Annotated in this window: 23 protein-coding genes and 1 tRNA gene; 10 read left to right on the top strand and 14 right to left on the bottom strand. The window is 43.6% G+C overall.

Annotation, left to right across the window (positions count from 1 at the left end):
• Window positions 1–19: 19 nt before the first annotated feature.
• The 5 genes from OCV47_RS08800 to OCV47_RS08820 are packed head-to-tail and all read right to left on the bottom strand — an operon-like array spanning window position 20 to window position 5,360.
• Window positions 20–1,336, bottom strand: a complete 1,317-nt coding sequence (locus OCV47_RS08800; RefSeq protein ID WP_262654726.1) for an ADP-dependent glucokinase/phosphofructokinase — start codon at window positions 1,334–1,336, stop codon at window positions 20–22.
• Complete coding sequence (locus OCV47_RS08805; protein WP_262654727.1) at window positions 1,314–2,288, bottom strand: carbohydrate kinase family protein; 975 nt, start codon at window positions 2,286–2,288, stop codon at window positions 1,314–1,316. Before OCV47_RS08805 ends, OCV47_RS08800 begins: the two co-directional genes overlap by 23 nt.
• 13 nt (window positions 2,289–2,301) lie before the next feature.
• A complete protein-coding gene (locus OCV47_RS08810; protein ID WP_262654728.1) occupies window positions 2,302–3,138 on the bottom strand; it encodes a carbohydrate ABC transporter permease in 837 nt (278 codons plus the stop codon).
• Between the two features lie 2 nt (window positions 3,139–3,140).
• Complete coding sequence (locus tag OCV47_RS08815) at window positions 3,141–4,040, bottom strand: carbohydrate ABC transporter permease (RefSeq protein ID WP_256301401.1); 900 nt, start codon at window positions 4,038–4,040, stop codon at window positions 3,141–3,143.
• Between the two features lie 60 nt (window positions 4,041–4,100).
• Window positions 4,101–5,360, bottom strand: a complete 1,260-nt coding sequence (locus tag OCV47_RS08820; RefSeq protein ID WP_262654729.1) for an ABC transporter substrate-binding protein — start codon at window positions 5,358–5,360, stop codon at window positions 4,101–4,103.
• A 429-nt stretch (window positions 5,361–5,789) separates the two neighbouring features.
• Between OCV47_RS08820 and OCV47_RS08825 the strand changes: the two genes are divergently transcribed.
• Entirely contained in the window at window positions 5,790–6,680 is an 891-nt protein-coding gene (locus tag OCV47_RS08825) for a DUF975 family protein (RefSeq protein ID WP_262654730.1), read from the top strand.
• 10 nt (window positions 6,681–6,690) lie between these two features.
• A complete protein-coding gene (locus OCV47_RS08830) occupies window positions 6,691–7,314 on the top strand; it encodes a metallophosphoesterase (protein WP_262654731.1) in 624 nt (207 codons plus the stop codon).
• A 14-nt stretch (window positions 7,315–7,328) separates the two neighbouring features.
• Here OCV47_RS08830 and OCV47_RS08835 read toward each other — a convergent pair whose 3' ends face one another.
• From OCV47_RS08835 to OCV47_RS08845, 3 genes are all read right to left on the bottom strand, one after another.
• The gene (locus OCV47_RS08835) at window positions 7,329–7,757 is read right to left on the bottom strand and encodes a hypothetical protein (RefSeq protein WP_117448476.1); all 429 of its coding nucleotides are present in this window, start codon (window positions 7,755–7,757) and stop codon (window positions 7,329–7,331) included.
• A 17-nt stretch (window positions 7,758–7,774) separates the two neighbouring features.
• Window positions 7,775–7,945: a hypothetical protein gene (locus OCV47_RS08840; RefSeq protein ID WP_256301409.1), complete on the bottom strand. Its 171-nt coding sequence runs from the start codon at window positions 7,943–7,945 to the stop codon at window positions 7,775–7,777.
• A gap of 103 nt (window positions 7,946–8,048) precedes the next feature.
• Window positions 8,049–9,347, bottom strand: a complete 1,299-nt coding sequence (locus tag OCV47_RS08845) for an AfsR/SARP family transcriptional regulator (protein WP_262654732.1) — start codon at window positions 9,345–9,347, stop codon at window positions 8,049–8,051.
• A 236-nt stretch (window positions 9,348–9,583) separates the two neighbouring features.
• Here OCV47_RS08845 and ybaK point away from each other — a divergent pair, with 236 nt between their 5' ends.
• Window positions 9,584–10,063 (top strand): Cys-tRNA(Pro) deacylase, encoded by a 480-nt coding sequence (gene ybaK, locus OCV47_RS08850; protein WP_256301448.1) that lies wholly within the window; start codon window positions 9,584–9,586, stop codon window positions 10,061–10,063.
• A gap of 104 nt (window positions 10,064–10,167) precedes the next feature.
• Here ybaK and argJ read toward each other — a convergent pair whose 3' ends face one another.
• On the bottom strand, window positions 10,168–11,412 hold the full coding sequence (gene argJ / locus OCV47_RS08855) for a bifunctional glutamate N-acetyltransferase/amino-acid acetyltransferase ArgJ (RefSeq protein ID WP_262654733.1): 1,245 nt from the start codon (window positions 11,410–11,412) through the stop codon (window positions 10,168–10,170).
• A gap of 158 nt (window positions 11,413–11,570) precedes the next feature.
• Here argJ and OCV47_RS08860 point away from each other — a divergent pair, with 158 nt between their 5' ends.
• Both OCV47_RS08860 and OCV47_RS08865 read left to right on the top strand, forming a co-directional pair.
• Window positions 11,571–12,560 (top strand): nucleotidyltransferase family protein, encoded by a 990-nt coding sequence (locus OCV47_RS08860; RefSeq protein ID WP_262654734.1) that lies wholly within the window; start codon window positions 11,571–11,573, stop codon window positions 12,558–12,560.
• 183 nt (window positions 12,561–12,743) lie between these two features.
• Entirely contained in the window at window positions 12,744–14,084 is a 1,341-nt protein-coding gene (locus OCV47_RS08865; RefSeq protein ID WP_262654735.1) for an MATE family efflux transporter, read from the top strand.
• A 14-nt stretch (window positions 14,085–14,098) separates the two neighbouring features.
• On the opposite strand, the gene OCV47_RS08870 is transcribed toward OCV47_RS08865, so the two are convergent.
• Window positions 14,099–15,118, bottom strand: coding sequence for a L,D-transpeptidase family protein (locus tag OCV47_RS08870; RefSeq protein ID WP_262654736.1), 1,020 nt, complete (start codon window positions 15,116–15,118; stop codon window positions 14,099–14,101).
• Window positions 15,119–15,638: 520 nt separating this feature from the next.
• Here OCV47_RS08870 and OCV47_RS08875 point away from each other — a divergent pair.
• The 5 genes from OCV47_RS08875 (at window position 15,639) to OCV47_RS08895 (ending at window position 19,347) form a co-directional block, all read left to right on the top strand.
• Window positions 15,639–15,712: transfer RNA gene (locus OCV47_RS08875), tRNA-Pro, on the top strand.
• A gap of 424 nt (window positions 15,713–16,136) precedes the next feature.
• A complete protein-coding gene (locus OCV47_RS08880) occupies window positions 16,137–17,192 on the top strand; it encodes a lysylphosphatidylglycerol synthase transmembrane domain-containing protein (protein ID WP_262654737.1) in 1,056 nt (351 codons plus the stop codon).
• Window positions 17,193–17,197: 5 nt separating this feature from the next.
• A complete protein-coding gene (locus OCV47_RS08885) occupies window positions 17,198–17,902 on the top strand; it encodes a CDP-alcohol phosphatidyltransferase family protein (protein WP_256301783.1) in 705 nt (234 codons plus the stop codon).
• A gap of 13 nt (window positions 17,903–17,915) precedes the next feature.
• Window positions 17,916–18,749, top strand: a complete 834-nt coding sequence (locus OCV47_RS08890) for a phosphatidylserine decarboxylase (RefSeq protein ID WP_256301785.1) — start codon at window positions 17,916–17,918, stop codon at window positions 18,747–18,749.
• A complete protein-coding gene (locus OCV47_RS08895) occupies window positions 18,718–19,347 on the top strand; it encodes a phosphatase PAP2 family protein (RefSeq protein ID WP_262654738.1) in 630 nt (209 codons plus the stop codon). The genes OCV47_RS08890 and OCV47_RS08895 overlap by 32 nt, the downstream gene beginning before the upstream one ends.
• Window positions 19,348–19,370: 23 nt before the next feature.
• Here the strand turns inward: OCV47_RS08895 and OCV47_RS08900 are convergent, their stop codons facing one another.
• The 4 genes from OCV47_RS08900 to OCV47_RS08915 form a co-directional block, all read right to left on the bottom strand.
• Window positions 19,371–20,714 carry an MATE family efflux transporter gene (locus tag OCV47_RS08900; RefSeq protein WP_262654739.1) on the bottom strand — a complete coding sequence of 448 codons (1,344 nt, stop codon included), beginning with the start codon at window positions 20,712–20,714 and terminating at the stop codon, window positions 19,371–19,373.
• Between the two features lie 268 nt (window positions 20,715–20,982).
• Window positions 20,983–21,471 (bottom strand): hypothetical protein, encoded by a 489-nt coding sequence (locus tag OCV47_RS08905; RefSeq protein ID WP_262654740.1) that lies wholly within the window; start codon window positions 21,469–21,471, stop codon window positions 20,983–20,985.
• Between the two features lie 109 nt (window positions 21,472–21,580).
• Window positions 21,581–22,501, bottom strand: coding sequence for an Rpn family recombination-promoting nuclease/putative transposase (locus tag OCV47_RS08910; RefSeq protein ID WP_262654741.1), 921 nt, complete (start codon window positions 22,499–22,501; stop codon window positions 21,581–21,583).
• 551 nt (window positions 22,502–23,052) lie between these two features.
• Window positions 23,053–26,005: DUF11 domain-containing protein (locus tag OCV47_RS08915; RefSeq protein WP_262654742.1), on the bottom strand; the 2,953-nt coding region annotated here is incomplete at its 5' end.

The following is a 26,005-nucleotide window of genomic DNA, read 5'->3' on the forward strand; positions in this document are numbered from 1 at the left end:
TACCGTAAAGTGAGATGTATTAAAAACACATCTGCACACCTCCGGTAAACGAATCTCCTAATCCAATGGTGTATTTTGGTTTGTCAATGTATCTTGTTGGAACCAAAATCACACGGTCGCGATATTCGCTGTTACGAATCTTTTCGCGATATTCACATCCTTTCGGACTGAGATCCAGTTTTAATACATCCTGAATCTGCTCTGCTGTTCCATATCCTCCGGCTGATGCTTTTGCTGTTGCCAGGATATTGCCATACATCAGGCCGCTTTCGATGTCAGCCTTCAGTGGCTTGCCAACGTACATTGCATAATCTTTGGTATGTACGATGATACCATAAGTAACATCAAACTTCTGGATCAGATACTCTACCCCCCAGATGCAGGACTCAATATCATCAATATCAATCTTCATACCATACATCTCGTTCAGGGTATACTGGAGTTCCTCTTCGTTCATGCTTAAAATATCCACAAATGGATAGACCGTCTCAATACACAGTTTGCGGATTGCATAGCTGTGATAATGTGCATCTTCAAAATAAACAATTCCTTCCGGATTGTTTTTATGATAACGCTCTACATGACCTTTCAGATACTTCAGGCGTTCTTTTAAGATCTCAATGTCCAGAATGCTGTTGAAGCTGGATAACACATTTGTGCTGACCTGATCTGCGTGATTTTCGATCCATTCAAAATACGGTGTCCAGAACGGAAGCGTCTCGTTGACGGTATTCTTTGTAAGAATCAGTCGGTTAGAACATGGAATCGGAATAGCCTGATCGCCAAGTCTAATCACATCTCCTTTTTTAAACTGAATAATAAAGTGGCACTCCTGTGGGTTCTTACCCGGCATTTTCTCTGCACCACCCAGTGTGCCATCTTCCAGTGCAACACGTACATACGGTGATACCAGCTGATCGCACACTTCTTTGGAATCATCTGTCAGATGTACGATGGACGGTCCGCCGATCATAGCAAGTGCCAGAGCAGCCTGTACGGCTGTACCTCCCATGCCATTCTTATAGGCAAATGTTTCTTTTACCAACTCTGGATCCTGAATATCTACCTCACCGCCGATTCCATTGATGCAGTAATATACGACAGATTCCAGCAGTTCTTTCTGACTGGTGATCATAGCTGCCACTTTCATCTTGGTCAGGTCTGCGCCCTGCATCGTCGCTGCCAGCAGCTCATTCAGTTTTTCTACCTGAAAATCGCAGAGAATATCCAGATTGCTGGTATAACCCATTGCAGTGTAAATACCTTTTTCAGAACGTTTTTTGATCTGTTTTGTCAGAGATTCAAATGCCTGATCATATTTTTGTCTGAATTCCATTGTCTGTTCCCTCTTCTGAATCTTTGATAAACTGAAGTACTGTTTCATAATCCGGAACTGCTGTACTCGGTCCGACAGCAGAGATACCGAATGCAGATACCGCACTTCCAAATTTTCCACATTCTTCCATGGATAATCCATTCGAAAATGCGTATAAAAATCCACCCATAAAGCAATCTCCTGCTCCGGTTGTATCGACTACCGGCTTGCCCTTATACGGCTTCCTGTAAATTGTTTCTTTAAAATCTGTCAGTACACAACCTTCTGCGCCCAGCTTAATCCCGAATACTTTCAACGGAAACTGGCGGAATGCTTCGATAATATCTTCTACTTTTTCTTTCTGTGCAAGATAACTTGCCTCTTCATAACTTGGTATGAATATATCTGTATGCTGCAACGTCTGTCTGAGCAGGTTCATCTTGCAGCTTTCGCTGTCCGTAACCGCCACAGACGCATCCATTGCAGTGATTTTTCCTTCTTTGTGTGCTCTCTGGAATAATGCGCTGATCTCCTGATCATTCATTCCTTCCATTGCCAGAGCACTTCCCATAAATATAATATCCGCTTTCTGAATCTGTTCATCCGTCACATCCGTATTTTTTAGCAGTTTATTGATTTCACTGTCTACCAGAAAATGACGCTGACCATTCTCTTCAATCAGCTGATAGGATGTGGCCGTTGCATAATTCTCTTCCACCGTGACCGCCTCTGCGCAAACTCCGTTTTTCTCCAGTTCGCTTAAGACAAACTTCCCACCTGCATCATTTCCTACTTTTGCATTCAGCTCCACTTCTGCGCCCATCTTCGCCAGCACCACTGCTACCGTCAGCGCATCGCCACCGGTATGCATCTCTACTTTACGAATCTGGTAATTATCCAGTTCCATAATATTGGCCGGACAGGGACGTAATGGGATATCACAGAATGCCATTCCAACTGATAAAATACTCATAGTGACTCCTTTTCTAGTTCTTTACAGAACCTGCAGTCATACCTGCGATGAAATATCTCTGGAAGAACAGGAATAAGAACAGGATCGGCAGAGAACCAAGTACGCTCATTGCCATCATCTGATTCCATTCATAAGCATGCTGTCCCATCAGGAGGTTGATTCCAACAGGTACGGTACGCATCTCATTGGTCTTGGTCAATGCCAACGCAAACAGGTATTCATTCCAAGACTGCATGAATGTGTACATTCCTACAGATACCAGTCCAGGTACTGCGGTCGGCACCAGAATCTTCCACAGTGCGGTCCATCTGGAACCGCCATCTATCATAACGGCTTCATCCAGATCCTTTGGCAGAGTGTTCATATATCCGGTTACCATCAGAATACAATACGGAAGTGTAAATACCATATAGGTAAGTACCAGTGCCCAGTATGTATTGTATAATTTCAGTGTTACGATCAGGCTCAGGTACGGGATCAGCAGTGTGATTGGCGGTACTGCCTGAATCGCTACAATAACAGTGTTGATTAATTTTTTTCCAGGGAAATTGAAACGGCTGAATGCATAAGAAGCCATGATTCCTATGATCAGTGTAACAATTACCACTAATGCTGCGATTACATAACTGTTAAGGAAGAACCTTAACTGTTCCGGATTTGTCAGAATTTTGCCATATGCAGAAAGGCTGAAACTCTTTGAAATCCATGTAGGAGGCCATGTGAAAATCTCTGCATTTCCCTTAAATGAGTTCGAGAACATCCACAATACCGGAAAGCCGGCCCATATGGCTCCTATAATAAGAACAATAAATACCAGAATCTGTACAGATTTCTTTTTCTTTCCAACCATGTCTAGTCCTCCGATCTCTGTTGTCTGACATACAGCACACCAACGATAGAGCAGACAATCAGTAACAATACTGCACCGGTAGATGCTGTGGAATACTGATATTTTGTAAATGCCTGTTTATAAATATAGGTGCTGACTGTCTCTGTTGCGTTTACAGGACCGCCTCCTGTGGTCATCCAGATCAATGCGAACTGCTGCAGTGTCCAGACGAAGTCCAGCATAAGAAGACTGATCAGAATCGGTTTTAACTGAGGCAGTGTGATTCTCAGGTATGTCTGGATGGTATTGGCACCGTCCAGTGAAGATGCCTCATAGAGATCTGTGGAGATACCCTGTAATCCGGCAAGAATACTGATCATGTAGAATGGATATCCAGACCAGATATTAATCAGAGTAACAGCCTGTAATGCAATACTTCTGGTTGCCAAAAAAGAAACCTTGTCACTCGTGATATGAAGCGTCATCATCAAGTAGTTCAGAACACCACTCGGATCCAACATCATTCTCCAGAGAATTGCTATAACGGATGCAGTAAACATCCACGGTAATGCATAAATCACACGGAAAATACCTTTTGTCTTATTTCCAAGATATCTGGTATTTAATACCAGTGCGAATACCATACCGATTACCAGATGTGCCACCATACTGACAATAACAAAAAATAATGTATTACTGATTGCATTCCAGAAGTTCTTATCGTGAAGTACGGTTGCATAATTTTTCAACCCTACGAATACCGGGTTCTTATTCACAATTACGTTGTCAAAAAAAGAATATCCGATAACCATAATGACCGGTATTACCAGCAAAATAAACAGAAGGATAATTGTTGGAAGAAGATAACCGTATGGAGTCAGTTTCTTTTTTAACACTTGTTTGTCATTACAGACATTTGCCAATTTTTTCACTCCTTTTCAAGAACAGGGCTGTACTTTTCGTACAGCCCTGTTATCAAATTCTTACTGATTGTAAGCTGCTTCCCATGCTTCCTGTGTAGCACTGAGCATTTCATCAACAGATGCTGTATCACCATCAATGTAGAGAACAAGCTGTTCGTTCATGCTTCTCATCAGGTCTTCTGCTGTAGGTGCGCCTGTGAATTCATTGATTGCATAACCTTCACCGAAGATTTCGAATGCTTTCTGGAACAGTTCATCATTGGATGAGTAATCTGGTTCAGCTGTGGAGTTACCTGGGAATGCATTAGCAAGCTGAGCAAGTTTTGCATTTACTTCAGGGCTCATCAGATATTCTACAAACTGCATTGCTGCTTCTTTGTTTTCGCAGTTCTCTGCAATACCGATACCCCAGTTAGCTACGTCCATACCGCTCTTGTCTGTATAATCATCCATAACTGGCATCTTTGCAAATGTGAAGTTCAGATCCGGGCTTTCTGTCTTGATGGTTGTCAGGTGAGAAATACCATCTACCATGAATGCAAGGCGTCCGTTTTCGAACTCATTTACCATATCCTGTTCTTTCATTGCTTCAGCACCATCGGACAGATATCCTTTATCTTTCATGGTCTTAACCATGTCTACTAACTGAGCAAGCTTGTCATTATCTGTCAGAGCCGGTTTGCCATCCTGAAGGAGATTTCCGCCTGAAGCCCACAGCCATGAGCTGAACTGGTTCTGGATACCATTCGGTGCTTCTGTAGAAAGTGGAATAGCATATGCTGCTTTATCTGTATTTGTTGTGATCTTATCGCATGCATCCAGGAACTCTGACCATGTAGTAGGAATTTCTTCTACTCCGGCTTCTTCCAGGATATCTGTATTTACAAACAGTGGATATGCAAAGTTAACAACTGGGATCATATATGTATTTCCTTCATATTTGATCTGGTCAGATAACTGAGAATCATCATATCCGTCTGCTTCCATCAGCTCTGTCAGGTTTGCGATAGATCCCTGTTTTGCAAAGTCATATACCCAGGATCCGTCAAGACCAACAACGTCTGCCATAGTGCCTGCTGCTGCACCTGCTGCGATCTGTGTCTTGGTATCTGCGTATGGGTTGCTCAGAAGATCAATCTTCACGCCTGTCTCTTCTGTAAATCCATCACAGATTTCCTGTAATGCACCATCTGGAAGTTCTACTCCCCACCACTGCTGGAACTCTAATGTAGTATCATCTGCTGATACTGCTGCTCCAAGAGCCATAGCTGCGATTGCTGATAAGATAATGCCTCGTGTAACTAAATTACTTCGTCTCATGTTCTTTGCCCTCCATACATTTAAATTTTTTAAACATTTCGACCATTTTTTGTATAAATAGCTTCTTTTTTCTTAAGCATTTATACCAGTTCTTTGTTGTAATTACATTATAAAATAAAATTTTATTTTGTCAATATGTATGTAATATAATTTCATGAATCATCATTTTGTACAATTTAACACAATATTTTTTGTTTACTTTTTCATGCCTTGTTTTCTTGCACTATTCTATATACTGGTTCATTCTGATTCTCCCCCGGAAATACTGATTCTTGTTATTTCCGGGGTACCATAGTGAGAATCGGCGACAGATAAAATATTTTGCATCTGCACTTTCTTTGTAGTATAATGATACGAATATTGAGCAGAAGCCTGCCTCCCGGAGACATTCTTCTGATTCACCATAAGATTATATGGAGGTTTACAGATATGTGGAAACGTTCTAATTTAAAAAGAAATGCCAAAGCAGCTCTGAAGGCCAATTATCTGAAATGTATGCTGGCAGCTATTATCCTGTTGTTTGCGGCAGGCAGTCAGACTTTTGGCGGTTCCTCGACATCCACCGTACAGGATGCCAGTGATGCTTATTATGAAAGTCTTGCCATGATGGAAATGACTCAAACTCCGGATATCACAGCTACTCTCACCAATACCGACAGTGCGCTGACAGAAAGTACTTATGAAACTATTTACAGCCGCGCACAAGAGCTGGCACAGGATCCTTCTCTGAGCATGTTGCGTCGTTTTGTAATGGGACCGATGCAGGTTATCTGGGATTATATTTCCGATTTTCTCGGCAGTGCCAGTTCTTTTCTGCTGATGCTGCTTGGCATTCTGGTACTGGAACCGATCTGCGTGGGAGGCGCCAGATTCTTTCTGGATAATGCCAAAAAGCCAGAGGAACAGACCAGCCTGAACCGGCTGACCATGGCTTTTCGTGACCGCAATTATATGAATATTGTCCTGAATCTTTTATGGAGAGACATTATGATTACGCTGTGGTCTCTTCTGCTGGTGATCCCGGGCATTATCAAGTCCTATGAATACCGCATGGTGCCATATCTGCTGGCCGAATATCCTGAGATGCGGCACAAAGAGGTATTTCAGAAGAGCAAAGAAATGATGCGCGGCCAGAAGTGGCGTGCTTTTGTACTGGACTGGTCCTTCTTCCTGTGGGATTATGTCAGTATTCTGACCTTTGGACTTGCCGGAATCTTTTTCGTATATCCTTATGAACATGCGGTAAATGCCGAATTATATCTGGAACTGAAGCGTCAGGAATACCGCAACGAATATGGTTCCGGAAGCTGGAACCAATAGGGGAGAATTTATGAGATATTATATTTCTGACTGCCATTTTTTTCACGGAGAACTGAATGACAAGATGGATTGCCGCGGATTTGGTTCCACGGAAGAGATGAATGCTTATATGCTAAAAAAATGGAACGCCAAAGTGCGTCCCAATGATGAAGTAGTGATCCTGGGAGATCTCTCCTGGGGGAAACCCGATGAGACCAAAGCGCTTCTGAACCGGCTGAACGGCCGGTTATATCTCATCATCGGCAACCATGACCGTTTTCATGAAAATAATGCTTATCGTACCGATCGATTCGTATGGATGAAGCATTACGAGGAATTAAAAGATAACAAACGAAAAATCATTCTCAGCCATTATCCGATCATGTGTTATAACGGTCAGTATTACCGCAATGAAAAAGGGGAGGAAAAGACTTACATGCTCTACGGACATGTGCATGACACCATGGATCAACGCCTGATTGAACGGTTTCAGGATATCACAAGAAATACCCGCCGTACTGACCGCAACGGGAAAGAAGTCCATATTCCATGCAATATGATCAACTGCTTCTGCATGTATTCGGATTATACGCCGCTGACGCTGGATGAGTGGATTATCTGTGACCGGGAGCGACGAAAAGCCAGTGGAGGCTGAGCCTCCAGCTGGCTTCAAAATTCATTATCTATAATCTTTAACAATTCCAGCATACTGAAAAATTCCTGTGTCTCACCCGTCTCTACACATAAAATTTTCCCCTGCCAGGTCGCATTCTGTCTGTACTGCACATGAATCACCATTGTCCCTCTGACTCCCCGTTCCTGCAGCATCTCTTCACAGCCCCACACCTTCTCCGGCTGGTCTGCCTGCTTTTCCCGCTCTGCTTTCTGATAACTGCGGGTCTTCATAGAACTCTGCGGATAATCCAGCCAGTCCATCAGTTCTTCCATCTTTCGCATCAGCTGCAGTTCATTCTGAAACCGAAACGGTTCCCGGCTGTAGCAGTCATACATCCTTCCCTGCTTCTCCGTCTCCGTGATCTGATCTATGCACACATTTACAATATTCGGTGCCGAAATATTCATTCTATATTCCGTCATGTTTTCTGTCTCCTGTCCTATTCTTCCGACATATCCAGTGCACCGTCAATCAGGCGGATCAGCTCCAGCGCACTGCGGAAACTTTCTTTTTTATTCTCCTCGGCCCAGGTAACATCACCCTGCCAGGTCGCATTTTCACAACATTTGATATGAACCACAAAGGTTCCAGATTTCTTTTTATTTTCCACGTATTTTTCCTCTTCCAGACTACACCTGATGTTACGCTTTTATTATATCAGAACTTCTATTTCATGAACTATTTCGTATCTGTTCAGTTCCTTCACAGTTACACTATTTCCACATGTTCTTTTTTTCTTTGAATTTTTTCTCTGGCTTTGGCTTCTCCTCTTCGCAGATCTCAGCAATGGATGCCACATAAAAATCAATGTAATAACCTGTTGTTTCTTCCATTTTCTGAAAGTTCTGGTCAATACGATGTGATACGACGGAGCAATTCTCCTGCTGAATCTCCGACAGCATGATCAGATACTGTGAATAATTGTATCTGGTATAAAAATCTCCGCTGCGAAGAGAAATGCGGATCGCCTCAGACAACTGATGGGAAACTTCCCGGTCTTTTCCCATCTCATCTCCGCACACCTGGTTCTTCTGATTCTTCAGAGTACAGAGCATGATAAATACCGAGATTCCCTTTCGCTCCATGATTCTGCTGAATACATGATAAATATCCACAAAGCTCGGAAACGTACAGAAATATGCGCCTCTTTTCTTTTCTTTTTCTACCAGTCTATGGCGGATATCATCAATCGCACCTGCCGCCTGAGACATTCGCTCTCCCATGATCCGAAAACGCTTCAGCATTTCCGGAGATGGTGCCAGCCCAAATTCATCCAGCGTCTTTTTCGTTGTCCGCTCATATACTTCCATGGCCTCTTTGAATCGCGCCAGAGCAATCAGGCCGTCGATCTCCCACTCCTGCCATTCTTCAAACGGATAAATCTCAGCTGCTGCATGAGCCAGTTCCACCAGTTCCTCATACCGTTCCCTGCTCATCAGTTCACGGCATGCTTCATTCATACAGTAAAAATATTGCTCTCTGCAGGCTGCGTTACGCACGGATACCCAGTCTTCTCCAATCATACTCGGCAGGAATTCTCCGGTATACATCCGACAGGCTGCCACACAATCACGCAGCTGCTCCTCCAGCGTATCTGCCAGTCTGGCCTGACGGGCTTTTTCGCTGAATTCCAGTGCATCCACGCTCACCGGGATTCTCTCATCCCAATAACACATACCGCTTTTAATCACAACAAAATTGCTCTCTGGCAGTCCGGCTGCTTTCAACTGCTTTCTCATACGAAAAATGGTATTGTTCAGACTGCCATTCTTGTTCTCCACACTGTCATCCCGGCCATAAAGTGCATCAATCAGGCTGGTCTTGGCCACGCCCTCTTTTCCAGCCAGAAGCAATATCTGGAGCAGCTGTGTTGTCTTGGACAATGTATTCCGATCCAGCACAATCTCACGATTCTGGTACTGAAGAGAAAAACCACCCAACATCTTTGCAGTCAATACATTATCAGGTGACAGCTTTCCCGCATCTTCTGTTTTCTTCTTTTCTTCTGCCATTTTTCTTTTCCTCTCGGATTTTTCAGCATATTCATTTCACATCTTCACAGATACTTTTATTTTTGAACAGCTAATTATAATGTACCATTCCTGCCAGTTTCTGACAAGTTTCTGCAAATTATTTTTTCAAAAAATGAGTCTTGATTCTATGATGATCTGTGCTAAAATGATTACTGTTCAGATTGGTCATACCAACCCGAATTTCTAACATCTGATCTATGAGAGGAATTGATATTATGGCAAAAGAAGTAAAGACAAATGCTATGCGCATTCTTGACAAGAATAAAATCCCATATGAACTGCTTTCCTATGAATGTGATGAATTCATAGACGGTCTGCATACCGCAGAAAAGACCGGTGCCCCGGTCGAACAGTCCTTTAAGACTCTGGTCGCCCAGGGTAAGAGCAAAGCCTACTACGTATTTGTAGTGCCCATTGCTGAAGAAGTAGACCTGAAACTGGCAGCCAAAGTAGCCGGTGAAAAATCCATCGAGATGATCCATGTAAAAGATATCACTGCTGTGACCGGATACGTAAGAGGTGGTTGTACTCCGATTGGCATGAAGAAGCAGTTTCCGACTTTTATTCAGGAAAGTGCACAGAAATACGATCAGATCTATGTCAGTGGCGGCCGTATCGGCTATACCCTGAAGCTTTCTCCGCAGGATCTGGCTGGTCTGGTGCATGCTGTCTTCGCAGATTTTATCGTGAAATAAGCCATTGGAGGCCATTGGGGACGGAGTTTTCTGGCTCTTGAGGCCATTGGGGACGGAGTTTTCTGGCTCTTTAGAGCCAGAAAACTCCGTCCCCAGTGGCTTTCCTATGATCGATAATCCCCGTTGATCTTTACATAATCATAAGTCAGGTCACAGCCCCAGGCTTTGGCCTGTGCTTTGCCCTGTTTGAGTTCCACCAGAATATGGATCTCTTCTGCGGAAAGGATCTTTGCTGCTTCTTCTTCTGAGAATTCCACACCGGATCCATCTCTGCACACTGCAATTTTTCCAAATTCAGATTCAAAATCTACGTCTACTTTATCAATATCAAATTCTGCTTCTGCATATCCGATGGCACACAGCACACGTCCCCAGTTGGCATCTTCACCGAACATCGCGCATTTTAACAATGGGGAACGGATCACGCTCTTGGCAATGATAATAGCAGTCTCCTGAGCCGGTGCACCAGTTACGCTGCATTCCAGAAGTTTGCTTGCACCCTCACCATCTGCTGCCAGCATACGGGTCATGTTCATCATGACGATATACAGCGCCTGGCGGAAAATCTCGTACGCTTCATCTTCTTTGTCAATCAGCTTGTTTCCGGCCAGTCCATTTGCCATAACCGTTACCGTATCATTAGTGGAAGTATCTCCATCTACACTGAGACAATTGTAGGTAACTTTTACCACATCACTTAACGCTTTCTGAATCAATTCCGGTGTGATAGCCACATCAGAAGTAAGGAAATTCAGAGTAGTAGCCATATTCGGATGAATCATGCCACTTCCCTTTGCCATGCCGCCCATACGACAGAGGGCATCCCCTATTTTAAATTCTACTGCCACCTGCTTCATCACCGTATCAGTGGTCATAATCGCATAAGCTGCACGGTCATTGCCATCTGCAGTCATTCCTTCTGCCAGTGGTTTCATATATTCTTCAAACGGCTGAATAGAAAGTCTCTGTCCAATGACACCGGTAGACCCGATGATGACTTCTTCCGGCTTGATTCCCAGCTGATCTGCTGCCAGCCGGCAAGCCTTTTCTGCAATCTCGATACCATCAAAGTTACAGGTATTGGCATTCTTGGAATTGGCCAGTATCGCATGTGCGATGCCGTGGCTCTTTTTCAGATTCTCACGGGTCACAATGACTGGAGCGCCCTTCACTTTGTTCTGTGTATACACACCTGCTGCACTGCAAGGCTCCTGACTGTATACCAGACACATATCGTTTTTCTTTTTATCTGGGTTGATGCCTGCATTTAAACCGTTAGCTACAAATCCTCTGGCAGCACAGACACCACCATCTACATAGGTATAGCCTTCAAAATTCTCTAACTTCATTCTTTCATCCTCCTGTAAGCAAATACTGCTCGGTTAATTTCTATTATAAACAAAATCATAGGTTTGCAAAGAATAAAATTGGAAACAAAATGGATTTCTAACCAAACTTGTGATATGATGTGAAAAAGACATTTGTCCGTTCACAGGAGACTATACTTATGATTACATTAAATGATTACCTGTATTCCGGGAATACCATCCCGAAAATACTGTTAACATATATCACCGATCTACGAAAGGATGCCAAACGCACTCATAATGAGATCGACCTGGTGCACTGCAACTTTCTTCTGCAGATCAAAGAACTGCTGGAACACAACGACTTCCTTACCGCACAGTCTCAGCAGATCCGGGAATTTTATAAATATATGGCGAAAGAATACCCATTCCTGGCCTTTACTTTCAAAGGACGTATTAAATCCCTGATTCGCGCCGAAGAAAAATTCAACGGCTATATCGTGGAGTACATTTCGGATTATTACAGTGAACATGGCACTTACCCACCAGTGGCAGAACTGAAAAACAAATTAAACTGCTTTCGGGATCTGATTGCCTATCGCATCGTCATTTCCATTCCGAAATGCCATCTGAAACCAGGGCAGGACCGGGAAACGGAGGAACTAAAGTATCTGTATCAGATCGCCAACGTACTTCCGGAATTTCTGGAGGAACGGGGATTTACCACAGAATCAGCCAATGGGATAAAATGCAGCACTTCCCCTCTTATGAATGAGGATGTGAAGCCGTATTACCGGGATTATATCTGCGACCAGAACGTCTATGGTTACCGCTCCCTGCATATTACGTTTTACGATAACAGTTCCAGATCCTACATGGAGATGCAACTCCGCACCAAAACCATGGATGATATCGCTGAGATTGGTTCTGCCAACCACATGAATTATGAAAAACATCAGGAAACCGAACGGTCCAAACGGGATCTTATCCCGCGGGGTGAAAACCTCTACTTCGATGAAGCCTATGCCAGAGGCATGCGCCTGCTGCAGTTAGATCTTTCGGAACTGGATGTGAATATGTTCGCCGCTATCAACAACAACCTCATCAATGATGGATGCGGCTTATACCGGGGGCGACTGATTCTGCCATATGAACACCTGTCCAGGTTTCAGAATGATTTGATTGATTGAAAAATCTTCTTGACATTCCACTTTTTCTATGCTACTTTGTAAGTCCAAAACTCATGTGAATTTTTCTAAACAGCAATGTTTATTTTTCGTCACATCACCATACTGGTGATGTGGCGTTTTTTTGCTTATTCAGAGCCATGCAGTCACATAATACATCAATATTTTACAGGAAAAGGAGAACTTATGAATCAGACGTTTATGAAAGAAAAGAAGATTTTGCCACTGGTACTGTCCATGTCTCTTCCAATGGTCTTATCCATGCTGGTGAATTCTCTTTACAACATTATTGACAGTTATTTTGTAGCTAAAATCAGTGAGAATGCCATGACAGCCCTCTCTCTGGTGTATCCTTTGCAGATTTTAATTAACGCTGTGGCCGTTGGTCTTGGCATTGGTCTGAATACTGCCGCTTCTTTTTATCTTGGAGCCCAGAACCACGAAAAAGCCGATGATGCCGCCTCCCTTGGTATGGTCTTAAGTGTGATTCATGGATTGGTACTGACCTTTATCTGCATCCTGATTGTGCCATCTTTCCTGCATCTGTTTACTCAGGATGAAGCCATAATCTCTTATGCTCTGACCTACTCCTATATTGTGTTTGCCTTTACCACCCCAATTACCATCAGTATCGCTATGGAGAAAGTATTCCAGGCAGAGGGACAGATGGTAATCACCATGACCACCATGCTTTGTGGATGTATTACCAATATTATCCTGGATCCGATCTTTATCTTTGGTCTGGGACCGGTGCCTGAAATGGGCATTGCCGGTGCTGCCTGGGCTACCGGAATCGGTCAAATCGTTCCGATGGTGTTGTATTTTATCATTTATCTGAAAAAGCCTCTGCCACTTCGCCTTCGTATACGAAAAGGTATGTTTGACCGGAAATTGTACGGACGTATCTATGGTGTTGGAATTCCTGCTGCACTGAATATGGCATTACCCTCTTTGATGATCACTGCACTCAATGGCATTCTGGCTTCTTTTTCTGCGGTATATGTACTGGTGCTGGGTATTTATTACAAGCTGCAAACCTTTATCTATCTGACAGCTAATGGTATTGTCCAGGGTATTCGTCCGATTGTCGGATACAATTACGGAGCCGGTGAATACAAGAGAGTCAAAAAAGTATTTCAAACCGCACTGGTTCTGACTGCCGGTGTGATGCTGGCCGGAACCATCATCTGCATGATCTTTGCATCCTGGCTGATGGGGCTGTTCACATCCAATCTGGAGACCATCTCCGCAGGATGTACTGCTCTTCGTATTATCAGCATCGGATTCCTTGTTTCATCCATATCCGTTACCGCCAGCGGACTGCTGGAGGGGCTGGGACAGGGCACTCTGTCTTTGATTATCTCTTTTATGAGATATCTTCTGGTTATTGTACCGGCTGCATTTCTGCTGAGTAAAGCATTCGGTGCTGTCGGTGTATGGCATGCCTTCTGGATTGCAGAAGCCGTATCCGCATTTACCTCTTATCTCATTTACCGTAAAAAAATAGTTCAGGGATTGCTTCGATAAGCAATCCCTGAATTTTAATAGATAACCACTCTTGTTCTCTTTGGACAATTCTTATAAATATACATCAACGCATCCATCTGCAGTCTGACACATCCGTTCGAAACAGCCTTACTGATATTTTTGTCCACTACGTGATGGAATGCACATCCTTCCGGTACCTCCGGTGTACCTTCACCAGATGAGAAAATAATGACTGGTCCGCCATATTTTTGTGACCCGTATCCCAGAATTTCTTTTACACCGCTGGCCGTTCTGGTGCTCCATTTTCCAATACAGCACGGATAGGACTTCTGCAGCTTCCATTTGCCCTGGCTTCCCTTGTAGACATTTACCTTAAGGGTACTTTCTGATACCCAGATCAGCCAGTTGGTATTGCTGGAATACAGCTTCAAATTTACAAAATCTTCCTTAACATTCCTGGAATAGTCCTTCTTGCTGGAAACATCCAGACCGGTATACTTTAGATAACTCCTCTTAATGGAAATCTGATGTCCGTTTTTCAGATATCCATTTACGACCTTTCCATTCTTAGATGTAACGGTAAGACTGGTTCCCTTGGCCAGTGTTACTTTTTTCTTAGTTGTCTTGTCTGTTACCGTCACTTTTTTCTTCGTCTTTACCGTATACCTTGGCCTGCGGATCGCCTTGACATCTTCTGAAAGTGTCTTCGCTTTAAACTGAACATCGGCTCCTGCACTGTATACTATCTTTCCCTTGACCTTTTTGTAAGCTTTCAGTCTGTACTTATAAGTTTTTCCTGCTGTCAGCCTGGTCAATGTATGCATATATGTAGTTCTGGAAAACTTCTTTACTGCTTTGTATTTATTCGTTGTTGTGTCATACAGATATAACATGTATCCGGACACATTCGTCCTAGGTGACCACCTTATCGTTGCACTTCGATCTCCCTGTGATTGCACTCGAAAATACTTTGGTGTGTCCACCTTCGTCTTCGCTGATACCGGCACCGCCATTGCCATCATCATCAGAATACTCAGTAACAGTATCCTGAAACACGATCTTCTTCTTCTCATAAATTTATCTTCCTCCACCTCTTACTGTTCTGTCATATTCAGTATAGCATGAAATTATGTGAAAAATGTGTGAAGTTTTCCTTAATTTTGAAAACTCATTTTCCATAGTTTCCTGCAATGTCATTCCTTCATTTTCCATATTTAAATCTGAATTTTTTAGTGTCCTATTGTTTCTAACGTATCATATTTCCCCAGACAGAACAATTTCATAGTTAATTCCCAGCCTTTTCAGTATGCGATCACGAAAATATCCAAATCCCATTTTCATGATCGCATCTTCGTGTTTTATATTTATCATCTTATTCTCTCTTCGGCTGTGTTTTCAATCTCTTTTTATCTTTTGTAAGCTATAATCTCGTAGCCCTCCTTAAAATCATTATAACAAAAATGATATTGGTATCCCATTATAATTTTATGAAATTTGTTTCTAAGGTTTATGATTTACACTTTACAATTTTTCAGAAAATACTTGCTTTTTTCAACCATCGGTGTTATTATACTAAAGATAGTTCAAAAACATCGATGCGTGGCTCAGCTTGGTAGAGCGCTGCGTTCGGGACGCAGAGGTCGCAAGTTCAAATCTTGTCGCATCGACTAATAAAAAAGAGAATCGTTCGTAAGAATGGTTCTCTTTTTTATTATTTGGTACAAAAAGTATCTACCTTCAATCTCTTCCGGCACTAACGCTGTTCGGGACGCAGAGGGTGCTGCGTGCCTGTGGCACGCGTTTAGCACCGACCGAGCCGGAGGCGAGACCGCAAGTTCAAATCTTGTCGCATCGACTAATAAAAAAGAGAATCGTTCGTAAGAATGGTTCTCTTTTTTATTATTTGGTACAAAAAGTATCTACCTTCAATCTCTTCCGGCACGCGTTTAGCACCATCCGAGCCGGACACCATATATGAAGATCTGATTAAAAATGGCTTAGCTTTCTTTTAGGATTGCCCGTTTCTACTGGCTTTTCCCCATTACTTATGTTAGACTGTAGATATCAATCACGAAAAGGAGTGCACTGCCATTGAATACCAACAAGTCGTCCACTTATGGCAATAAAATCATCTGGTTCGTGGCAGCACTTCTGCTGGCAGTTTTGACTATCACAGCCGTACTGAAAGGTGGCGGTGTATCACCTGGAGAATTGGCCACAGATATTCGGAATCTATCGATTCCGGGACTTCTGCTTGCTGTCTCGGGTATGTTTGGTTTTATATTTTTTGAAGGAATGGCACTGACCGTTATTGTCCACAGTTTAGGATATCCGGCAAAACACAGACAGGGTTTTGTATATTCAGCAGCAGATATTTATTTTTCTGCTATTACTCCCTCTGCTTCCGGCGGGCAACCGGCCAGCGCCCTTTTTATGATCCGTGATGGAATTCCCACCACTGCAGTGATGGCAGCACTTCTGTTGAATCTGATCATGTATACTATGGTGATTATCACCATTGGCCTGTTCACCATTTTGCTATTTCCGAAGATCTTTTTCAGATTTTCCCTTCCTGGCAGACTGTTTATTCTCATCGGAATCCTGACTCTGGCCGGTCTGGCAGTCGTCTTCTATCTTCTTTTGCGCAGGCAGAAGCTGCTGAAAGGGTTGGCTCTTGGTATGGCATCCCTTCTGGACAGATTGCATTGTCACCAGCTCGCTGACAGAATACGCCACAAGCTGGATCATGCATTGGATGAATACGGGCAGTGTGTGGATCTGTTATTTGATAAAAAACATATGCTGCTAAAAGCCTATCTGCTGAATCTCTGTCAGCGATTGTCTCAGCTTCTGGTGACTCTGGCTGTATTCTGTGCCATGGGCGGAAGCCGATCCGTACTTCCAGAGTTATTTGCCACTCAGGTTTATGTGGTTCTTGGTTCCAACAGTATGCCGGTACCCGGCGCTATGGGCGTGGCCGATTACCTTATGTTAAACGGCTATATGGCACTGATGACGAAGACAAACGCCTATCAACTGGAGATTCTCAGCCGTGGAATTTCTTTTTATGTCTGTATGATTTTCAGTATGATCACTACTGGCATCGGTTATCTTTTATTACGAAAACAAAATCGAAGGAGAAAATAATTATTATGATTGGATTTTATGACTATACTGTAATTTTAACTTATTTATCATTGCTGTCCGGTATCTCCGGCGTCCTGGTATGTCTGAAGGGTATTGGACACCCATATCTGGGTATGTTTTTCCTTCTCTTTTCCGGACTCTGCGACACATTTGACGGAAAAGTTGCCAGAAGCAAAAAAGACCGTACCGAGCAGGCCAAACGTTTTGGTATTCAGATCGATTCCCTGTCCGATCTGGTGGCTTTTGGTGTTCTTCCAGCCTGTATCGGCATTGCCATGCTGCGCTGCAGTCTGGAATATACCACACTGCCAAACATTCATTTTATCCGGCTTCAGGAAAAACCAGTATTTGTTCAGGTGGTTCTGACTGCAATCGCCGCACTCTATGTCCTTGCTGCCATGATCCGTCTTGCTTACTTTAACGTTCTGGAGGAAGAGGATCAGAACCGGGATGACAATGGAGAAAAGATCTATCTGGGGCTCCCTGTCACCAGCGCCGCCCTGGTCTTTCCAGCCGTACTGCTGCTCCATGTATTTGTCAGCGCAGATCTGACATTACTGTATTTCTGTGTTCTGATTGTAATGGGTTTCTTATTTTTGTCCAAAATACATATTAAAAAACCACAGAACAGGGAAATTGCACTGATGCTCACTTTTGGTGTATTTGAATTCGCCATTCTGGCTATGATATTAGTATTTACGAAACTTTAGGAGGCGGTAACCAATGACTTCTCTGGAATTCCTTTATGATACCGTGCCGGGCCGTATACTTTTAAAGTGTCTGATTCATCCTTGTGTATCACAGGCCTGCGGCCATTTTCTGGACAGTTCCCTGTCTGGTTTTCTGATCACACCATTTGCGAGGAAGAATCAGATCATCCTGTCCGACTATCAGCTGGATAATATCCACAGTTTTAATGATTTCTTTTCCCGCAAAATTAAGCCGTCTCTGCGACCGGTGGATATGGATCCGAAGTCTCTGATCGCACCATGCGATGGCCTGCTCTCCGTATGGAAGATACAAAAAGATACTGTTCTTCCCATCAAGCAGAGCAGTTATACTCTGACAGATCTGCTGCGCGATCATCGGCTGGCTGCCCGTTATGAAGACGGCTATTGCTTCGTGTTCCGTCTCTGTGTGGATCACTATCACCGCTATAGCTATGTGGATTCCGGCAGAAAAAGTGGGAACCGTCATATTCCCGGAGTGCTTCATACGGTACGTCCCATTGCGCTGCGTACACTCCCTGTTTTCACTGAAAACAGCCGGGAATACACACTGATTCAGACATCGCACCTGGGGACTCTGCTACAAATGGAAGTAGGCGCTATGCTGGTAGGGCGGATCGTGAATCATCATGGTACCTGCACCGTTACCCGTGGTGAGGAAAAGGGCTTTTTCCAGTATGGAGGATCTACTGTCATTGTTCTCGTGGAAAAGGATCGCATTACTGTGCGGGAAGATCTTCTTACTCATTCCACAAACGACACAGAGACGCCGGTAAAACTTGGAGAGGTACTTGCTTATGAAAAAATGGATACAGAAGCTTCTGCCTGATTACGCCATCCGGTCTCTGATTCTGGCACTGGCTGCTAATTTTATTATTTACTTTGGGGTATCACAGCTGCGTGATCATTTGACATTTCATTCTCTGGCCCTGCCTGTGGATGACCGGATTCCATTCTTTGCGCCATTTATTATTTTCTATATTTTGGCTTATGTGCAATGGATCATTAACTATCTGCTGATTGCCAGGGAGGGAAAAGCGTTCTGTTATCATTTCATCTATGGTGATGTGATCTCCAAGCTGTTCTGCCTGGTCTTTTTCCTGTTTTTTCCAACTACACTGGTTCGTCCGGAAGTCACCGGGCACAGCATCTGTGATCAGCTGGTTCGTCTGGTCTACCAGATAGATGCACCGGTAAATCTGTTTCCTTCCATTCATTGTCTGGAAAGCTGGTGCTGCATTCACGCAGCCCTGCGCATGAAAAAGACACCACGCTGGTACCTTCCGATCACCATAGTGATGTCTTTCTGTGTATTTGCTTCCACCCTGCTGGTGAAGCAACATGTATTCGTTGATATCTTTGGCGGTATTCTGGTATTCGAAGCAGGATATTATCTCGCCAGAAAGATAAAGTTCCGCGGACTGTGACAACAGTTTTGCGGAACTTTTTATCATCCGGCTCTCCATTTAGTACGGAATAACACTATGGAGAAAATAGCTGTGGTACAGATCCAGGTCAACGGATAGGCCCAGCAGATCACCCGGAAGTCAGGGATGACACGAAGTGCAATCGTCACATATAGGATACGTCCTACACACCAGAACCCAAACATGCCCAGCATCGGTATCACAGACATTCCCAGGCCACGGAGAATGCCTGTGGCTTCGTGGGAAAACGTCAGAAACAAATAGAAGATTGTTACTGTCCGCATGAATACTACGCCATATTCTACTGATTGTGGTTCTGAGGTGAAGATTCGAATCAACTGCGGTGCCAGCAGATACATACCCATCCCCATGACTACCGCCATTCCCATACTGACCACAGTTCCAAGAAATGCCCCTTTTTTGGCACGCTCCACTTCACCTGCTCCCAGATTCTGACTTACAAAAGTAGAAAGCGCATTGGAGATGCTGATGATTGGAATAAAAACGAAGCCTTCGATCTTGGAATGTGCTCCCATTCCCGACATGGCAAATTCCCCAAAGGCATTGATATTGGCCTGCACTACGATATTTCCAATACTCAGAGCCGAATTCTGAATACCGGCCGGCAATCCCTGATACAGCACCCGCTTCATCATTGGTCCATCATATCTTAGCTTACTCAGATGAATCTTCATATATCCTCCGATTCGCTGCATACGTATCAGACACAGGATTGCTGAGAGCCCCTGTGATACCACCGTAGCCAGTGCTGCTCCTGTAACGCCCATATGCATACCAGCTACCAGCACCAGATCCAGAATTACATTCACCACAGAAGAAATGCACAGATAATACAGTGGGTGCACACTGTCTCCCACAGCTCTCATAATGGCCATAAAGATATTATATAAAATGATCATAGAGATCCCGGCAAAATAAATGCGAAAATATGTAATAGAATAAGGCAGTACATTCTCCGGAGTCTGCATCCATACCAGAATCGCCGGTGTGAAGATCACCGTGACAATCGTAGCCAGAATACTGGCTGCCACCCCAAAAAGCACATTCGTATGGATCGCCTTTGACACATTTTGATGATCTTCAGCTCCAAAATACCGTGAAATCACCACACCTCCTCCGATAGAGATTCCATTAAAAAATCCAACTACCAGAAATGTCAGACTGCCACCGGCACTGACTGCCGCAAAAGAGGCATTATCCGCATAATTTCCAATTACCCAGGCATCTGCCACATTATAGAGCTGCTGTAAAAGCTGTCCCAGCATCAACGGAAGGGTAAATGCCCACAATCCTCCTGCCACAGAGCCCTCCGTCAGATTCACTGTTTTCTCCTTCGTTTTACCCATTCCTTTCCTCCATCATACCTAAAAGGTATCATATAACCTTCAATTTAAATATTTCACAAAAAATCTGTTCTATGCTATGGTTAGAGACAGATGAGGTGTTGCAATCCTCTCAAAAATAGAAAATACACTCTCCGGGGCCATCGAAAGATGGCTCTACTTATTTTCAGAACAACCAAAGCGTGATAAAACAGCATGACCATACACTTTCTTCTGGGTATGATCATGCTGTTCTTTCCTCAGATCCATCCTCGGATATCTCTCATTTGCCTTAATAAAACATCTGACGATGCTTATACTGTGTCAGCTTGATAATTCCAATCAATGGGATCCAACCGGACAGGTATCCCAGCACCTTCACTTCATCAGGGCTGCGATTCTCAAACTTACTGTATATCGTAGTAAAACTGCTTCCCAGGCAAAGAATCGTCAACAATGTCTCCAGGATTCCTCCAATATTGCTGATCCTGGAAACTACCAGTGTCAGTATTGGCCAGAATCGGAACAGATCTGTGGAAATATCTTGTCCAATCAGATACAATCTGGTCATTCCGGCAGCATCTCCTGTCACTTCTGCCAGTGCATAATATCTCAGAATCGGGATCCAGGCCATCCATGCATTGCGATAATTGCACATCTGATATAACCAGTACAGTTCCAATGACTGCCAGACATACCAGGCCAGTGCAAACACTCCACATATCAACCCAACCATCAATGATGTGATCCCTGCCAATAATGTTATAAATAATGTAATCATCTTCTCACTCCAGTCTCACGTTGCTGTTTGTCTCACGCAGGGCAACCTTTTTTCTGTCTGCTTTCATTCTAACACAAGATAGCATAAAATCACAGTACTGTACACGATTTTATTCTTTCAAAGATATTCCATTCTTTTCCAGCAATTCTCTTAATTTCTTTTCTCGTTTTTCCGCTTCATCTGCTCTCTTTTTTTCGTATTCGGTATTTTTCCGTTCTTCTTCGCGTCCCTGCATGAGTCCCTCTGCAATTCCTTCTGCCCGAGTTGTTTTTATGGTGCTTTGCAGATCCATCCGGTAACGTTCACGTGCCTCACACTGCAGACGTACCGTTTCTTTTTGGGTTAATTCGTGAAGTTTTAAAACTGCTTTTTTTATCGATTCAGACTGCTCAGCCAATTTCATTAACTCCTTCCATGTTTGGGCTTTAAAGACGCTGGCCCAGTAATATAATGATGTGTGTGTTTCTTCTTCGCTTACTTTATCAAGATAAGATAAATCTAGCACGCGCAGAATGAATTTACCAGTGAATTCATAACCGCTCTTTCGATTCAGCAGAGCATATTCATTATAAAATGCTGCATCTGCCGGAAGTGGCGTTTTATTTAAGATTCCGATATGGATCGATGGCTTTATATTCGTATAGTCTTCTCCCTGCTTCAGATCGGTAAACATCTTACAGAGGTAAAATACGGATCGATCTGTCCAGTTACTGATGTCTCCCATCTGCATTTCAATATTGATCTGGCGATCCCCATTTAATATTACCCGGATATCCAGGATGCATGTCTTTTCTGTGATGGCATCGCCAAGAATGATGGGATTGATCACTTCGCAGGACAGTATCTCGGATTCCGGAATATCCAGTAATGCGCTAAGCAGTCCCTGCAATGCCTCTGCGCTGCTCTGCAGTACTGCGTGAAACATATAGTCATTTGCAAGACCATATGGTATCGTATCTCCAGCTGCAACTGATGCCAGAAATTCTTTCTCGTGCGCTACATCCTGATCCTGCGTTATCTCTTTTTCCAAGTTTATTCCTCTCCCCGGTGCGGTTTCTTTCCTGTTTTTCTCCATAGGCGCCTCCTTCTACTCCTGAGAAGTACGGCTGTCTGGATGGTCTGTATCCGGCTTCTGCTACACTTCTCTTATTCTCTGGTTTTACTGTTTCTTGAAAGCATAAGATTTCTGAAATGTAATAGAAACTCAGATAGTGCGATACACTTTGAACTGAAAAAATATGCTTTTTCTTATTGTATTTCTTTTGCATCTTTTTGTCAATATGTATCTTCTCTTTTTATTTCATAATGTCATATTTTTATAATTCACAAGGTCTATATTTACAAAATTGTATTACCGCAACACCTACCGTTTTACCGAATCAGGCAAGTCCCCTGCTTTCAATGCGCAGAACAAAAGCAAGTAGGCTGGAAGTACCTTGACCGGCCTTTCACCGGAAAGAGTGATCATCTTTGCCGAATGTACTGTATCGCTACTGTACACAAAAAGAGACCGCTCTGCCACGGTCTCATGGTTTTGCGGTCTCTTCTTTCACTTATTCACTTTTTCGGGAACGCCTGTGATTAACGTTCTTTTCTTTTTCTGTAAACAACTGCTGTGCAGCCTGCCAGAACGGCCATTCCCAGAAGCAGCCAGTAGATCATCATGTTGGTGTCATCACCGGTCTTTGCTGCGGTAGATGACTTGGTGGATGTGGAGGAATCAGATGTCGTAGATGACTTTTCAGTCGTCTTTTCTGTTGTATCTTCTGTCTCCTCTAATCCTCCTTCTGGAACAGATAATGCTTCCAGAGGGTTGATGATGGTTGCTGCTGTGTCCGTAGCTGTAGTCGGATTGATACCGTTCTTACAGTTGTCGGAATATGCTGGTGCGCCATATCCTTCCAGATGTGCATTTGCTGCAACGATCGGCTGGTTATTGGCATCCAGTTCTGCTACGTAGTACGTAGTATTGGCTGTGTTATCCAATTCATTAAATACGGTATTTCCAGATGTTGCATTGGAAATTGTAATCGTATTAACTGCAATCGGTGTGCCGCTGAATGATGCATTGTCATACAGACCTACCTTGATTGCTGCATTAACACCAGATGTCGGTGTCTTGCCATCGCTGGTAGTGATCATCTTGGTTACGGTAATGGAACCTTCCATTGCTCCGTTTCCATCGTCTGGTTCCGGTTCGATCGGCACCGGATCAGTCTTGCTGCTGTCACCAGGCTGTGGGTTGTTCGGATCTTCACTGGTTCCTGTTGCAAATGCGGTGTTGAACAGTTTGTTTCCTTTCACTGTTCCGTCACCAGCCATTACCAGGTAGGAAGCCTTGATATCCACAGAGGCCTTTGGTGCCAGTGTTGCGATCGTAGCTGTGCTGCCATCTACAGTGTACTTGCCATCGGCAGATGCTGCAATGGTGATGCTGCCCTTCGGTGAACCAGCGTCCAGAGTAGGTACATCATTTACTACGATGTTGTTTAGTGTGATGTTACCTGTGTTTTCCACATGAATGTTGAATTCAATTGTGTCACCCACACGGTATCCGTTTACATCCTTGCCATCAATGGTGATGGTGGAGCCCTTGGAAGTTACGGTCTTAGTAACCTTAAGAGCGGAGGATGGTTTCACAGTAGGATCTGTTACTGATGCAGAATCTGTTACTGTATTATCATGTACTACTTCTTCGAATGCCTGTGCAGCTACTTCTGCTTCTTTCTCTGCCCGAGCAGGTGTACCAACTACTACTGCTTTATTCTCTACTTCGCCAACCAGAATGTCAGCCTGTGTTACCTTATAAGATGCCTTGTAAACATCTGTAGATGCATTCGGTGCCAGTGTTCCCACATTCCAGGTGTCACCAGTCTTCTCATCGGTAATCACTACATCATGCAGTGTTACATTACCGGTATTGGTTGCCTGAATATCGTAAGTAATAGTTTCATCCTCTGCATAGCCAACAGCGTCTGCTGATGTGCTGGTAGTTGTCTTCGTGATGGCAACTGCAGGTGCAGGATCTTCTGTCGGAACTTCTACAGATGGCTTCTTGGTATCCAGATCCTTGCCATCTGGATCCTTTGCATTTACTGTTGCAGTATTCACCAGATCTGCATTATCCACATCTTTCTGCTGTACTGTATATTTTGCATATACTGTCACAATCGCCTTCGGTGCCAGTGTCTTAATGGTTGCTACATTATTATCTACTGTGTAGCCTGCTTCAATTTTGATTGTTGCATCTTTCAGATCTTCACCAACCGTTACATTATTCAGCGTTACATTTCCTGTGTTTTCTACAATAATCTTAAACAATACTGTATCATCCACTCCAAATGTTGCATTCTGCTGTTCTTCTGTAATTACTTTGGTTGCTGTAAATGCTGGTTTTGCTTCTTCTACTGTTGCATCATCTTCACCATTGAAGGACTTTCCACCAGAGAAGCTTGCTGTTGCAGTATTGTGGAATTTCTGTTCCAAAATATCCTGTTCTCTTACAACATATTTTGCTGTTGTTTTAACCTCTTCACCTGGTTCCACATTTTCAAATACAGATTCTCCGGTAATTGTTACACCTTCCTGCTCTGTAATAGTGATAGTCTTCACTTCATCGTAAATATTCTTTACTTTGATTGTGAATGTAATGGTATCACCAAGAGCAAATTCGCTACCTTCATGAGTCTTCGTAATTACCTTACCTGGTTCTACATCATCATCTGTAACAGTCAAAGTTCCTTCTGTCTTAGTGATTGTGTAGTTCTCAGCCTTGGTATTTTTCTTTAACTCATAAGAGAACTTGTTGTTGCTGCTTCCTACCAGTGTCTGAGTTCCATCGAAAGTATAAGTTGCGCCTTCTCCGTCTACCCAGCCTTCTTCTACAAGAAGTTTATTCTCATTAATGGTTACACCAAGACTTGGTGCATCAGCATTTACAAGAGCGGTACCATCGTAAGTCTTCTCAAGAGTTGCACTTGTTAAGGTCACCTTTCTAGGGGTGATCACAAGGTTTCCGTTCTCTGTATTGACTGTGAACTGGTCGGTTACAGTATTTCCTGACTCATCCGTTACCACCGGGGTTCCGGTGATGTTGTTGGTCCATCTTCCCGCATCCTTCTGGCTCGGGTCCTCTGTTGTCAGTCCGCTTACCGTATACTTCACTCCGTCAATCGTGAATTCGTATGTCTCCACTCCCTTGGCTTCATGCTCTTTTCCGTCATAGGTCGCGGTTGTGCTCTTTGCCACTACCGTTACTTCATATTTCGTGTCACGGTTGGTGACTGTCAGGGTTCCCTCTGCCTGGGTGATCTCGTAGTTTCCTTCCTTCGTTCCGGCTGTCAGGCTGTAGCTGAAGGTATTCTTGCTGCTTCCCACTGCCGTCTGGCTTCCGGTTACCGTGTAGTCTGCACCCTCGCCTTCCACGAAGCCGTCTCCGCCTACTGTGATCTCCTTGTTGGTCAGCGGTTTTCCATCGTACTGCTTCTTATCCGTCGCACTTGTTAAGGTCACCTTTCTAGGGTTGATCACAAGG

Origin of the sequence: Muricoprocola aceti (assembly GCF_025567005.1) — a bacterium.
GTDB lineage: Bacteria > Bacillota > Clostridia > Lachnospirales > Lachnospiraceae > Marvinbryantia > Marvinbryantia aceti.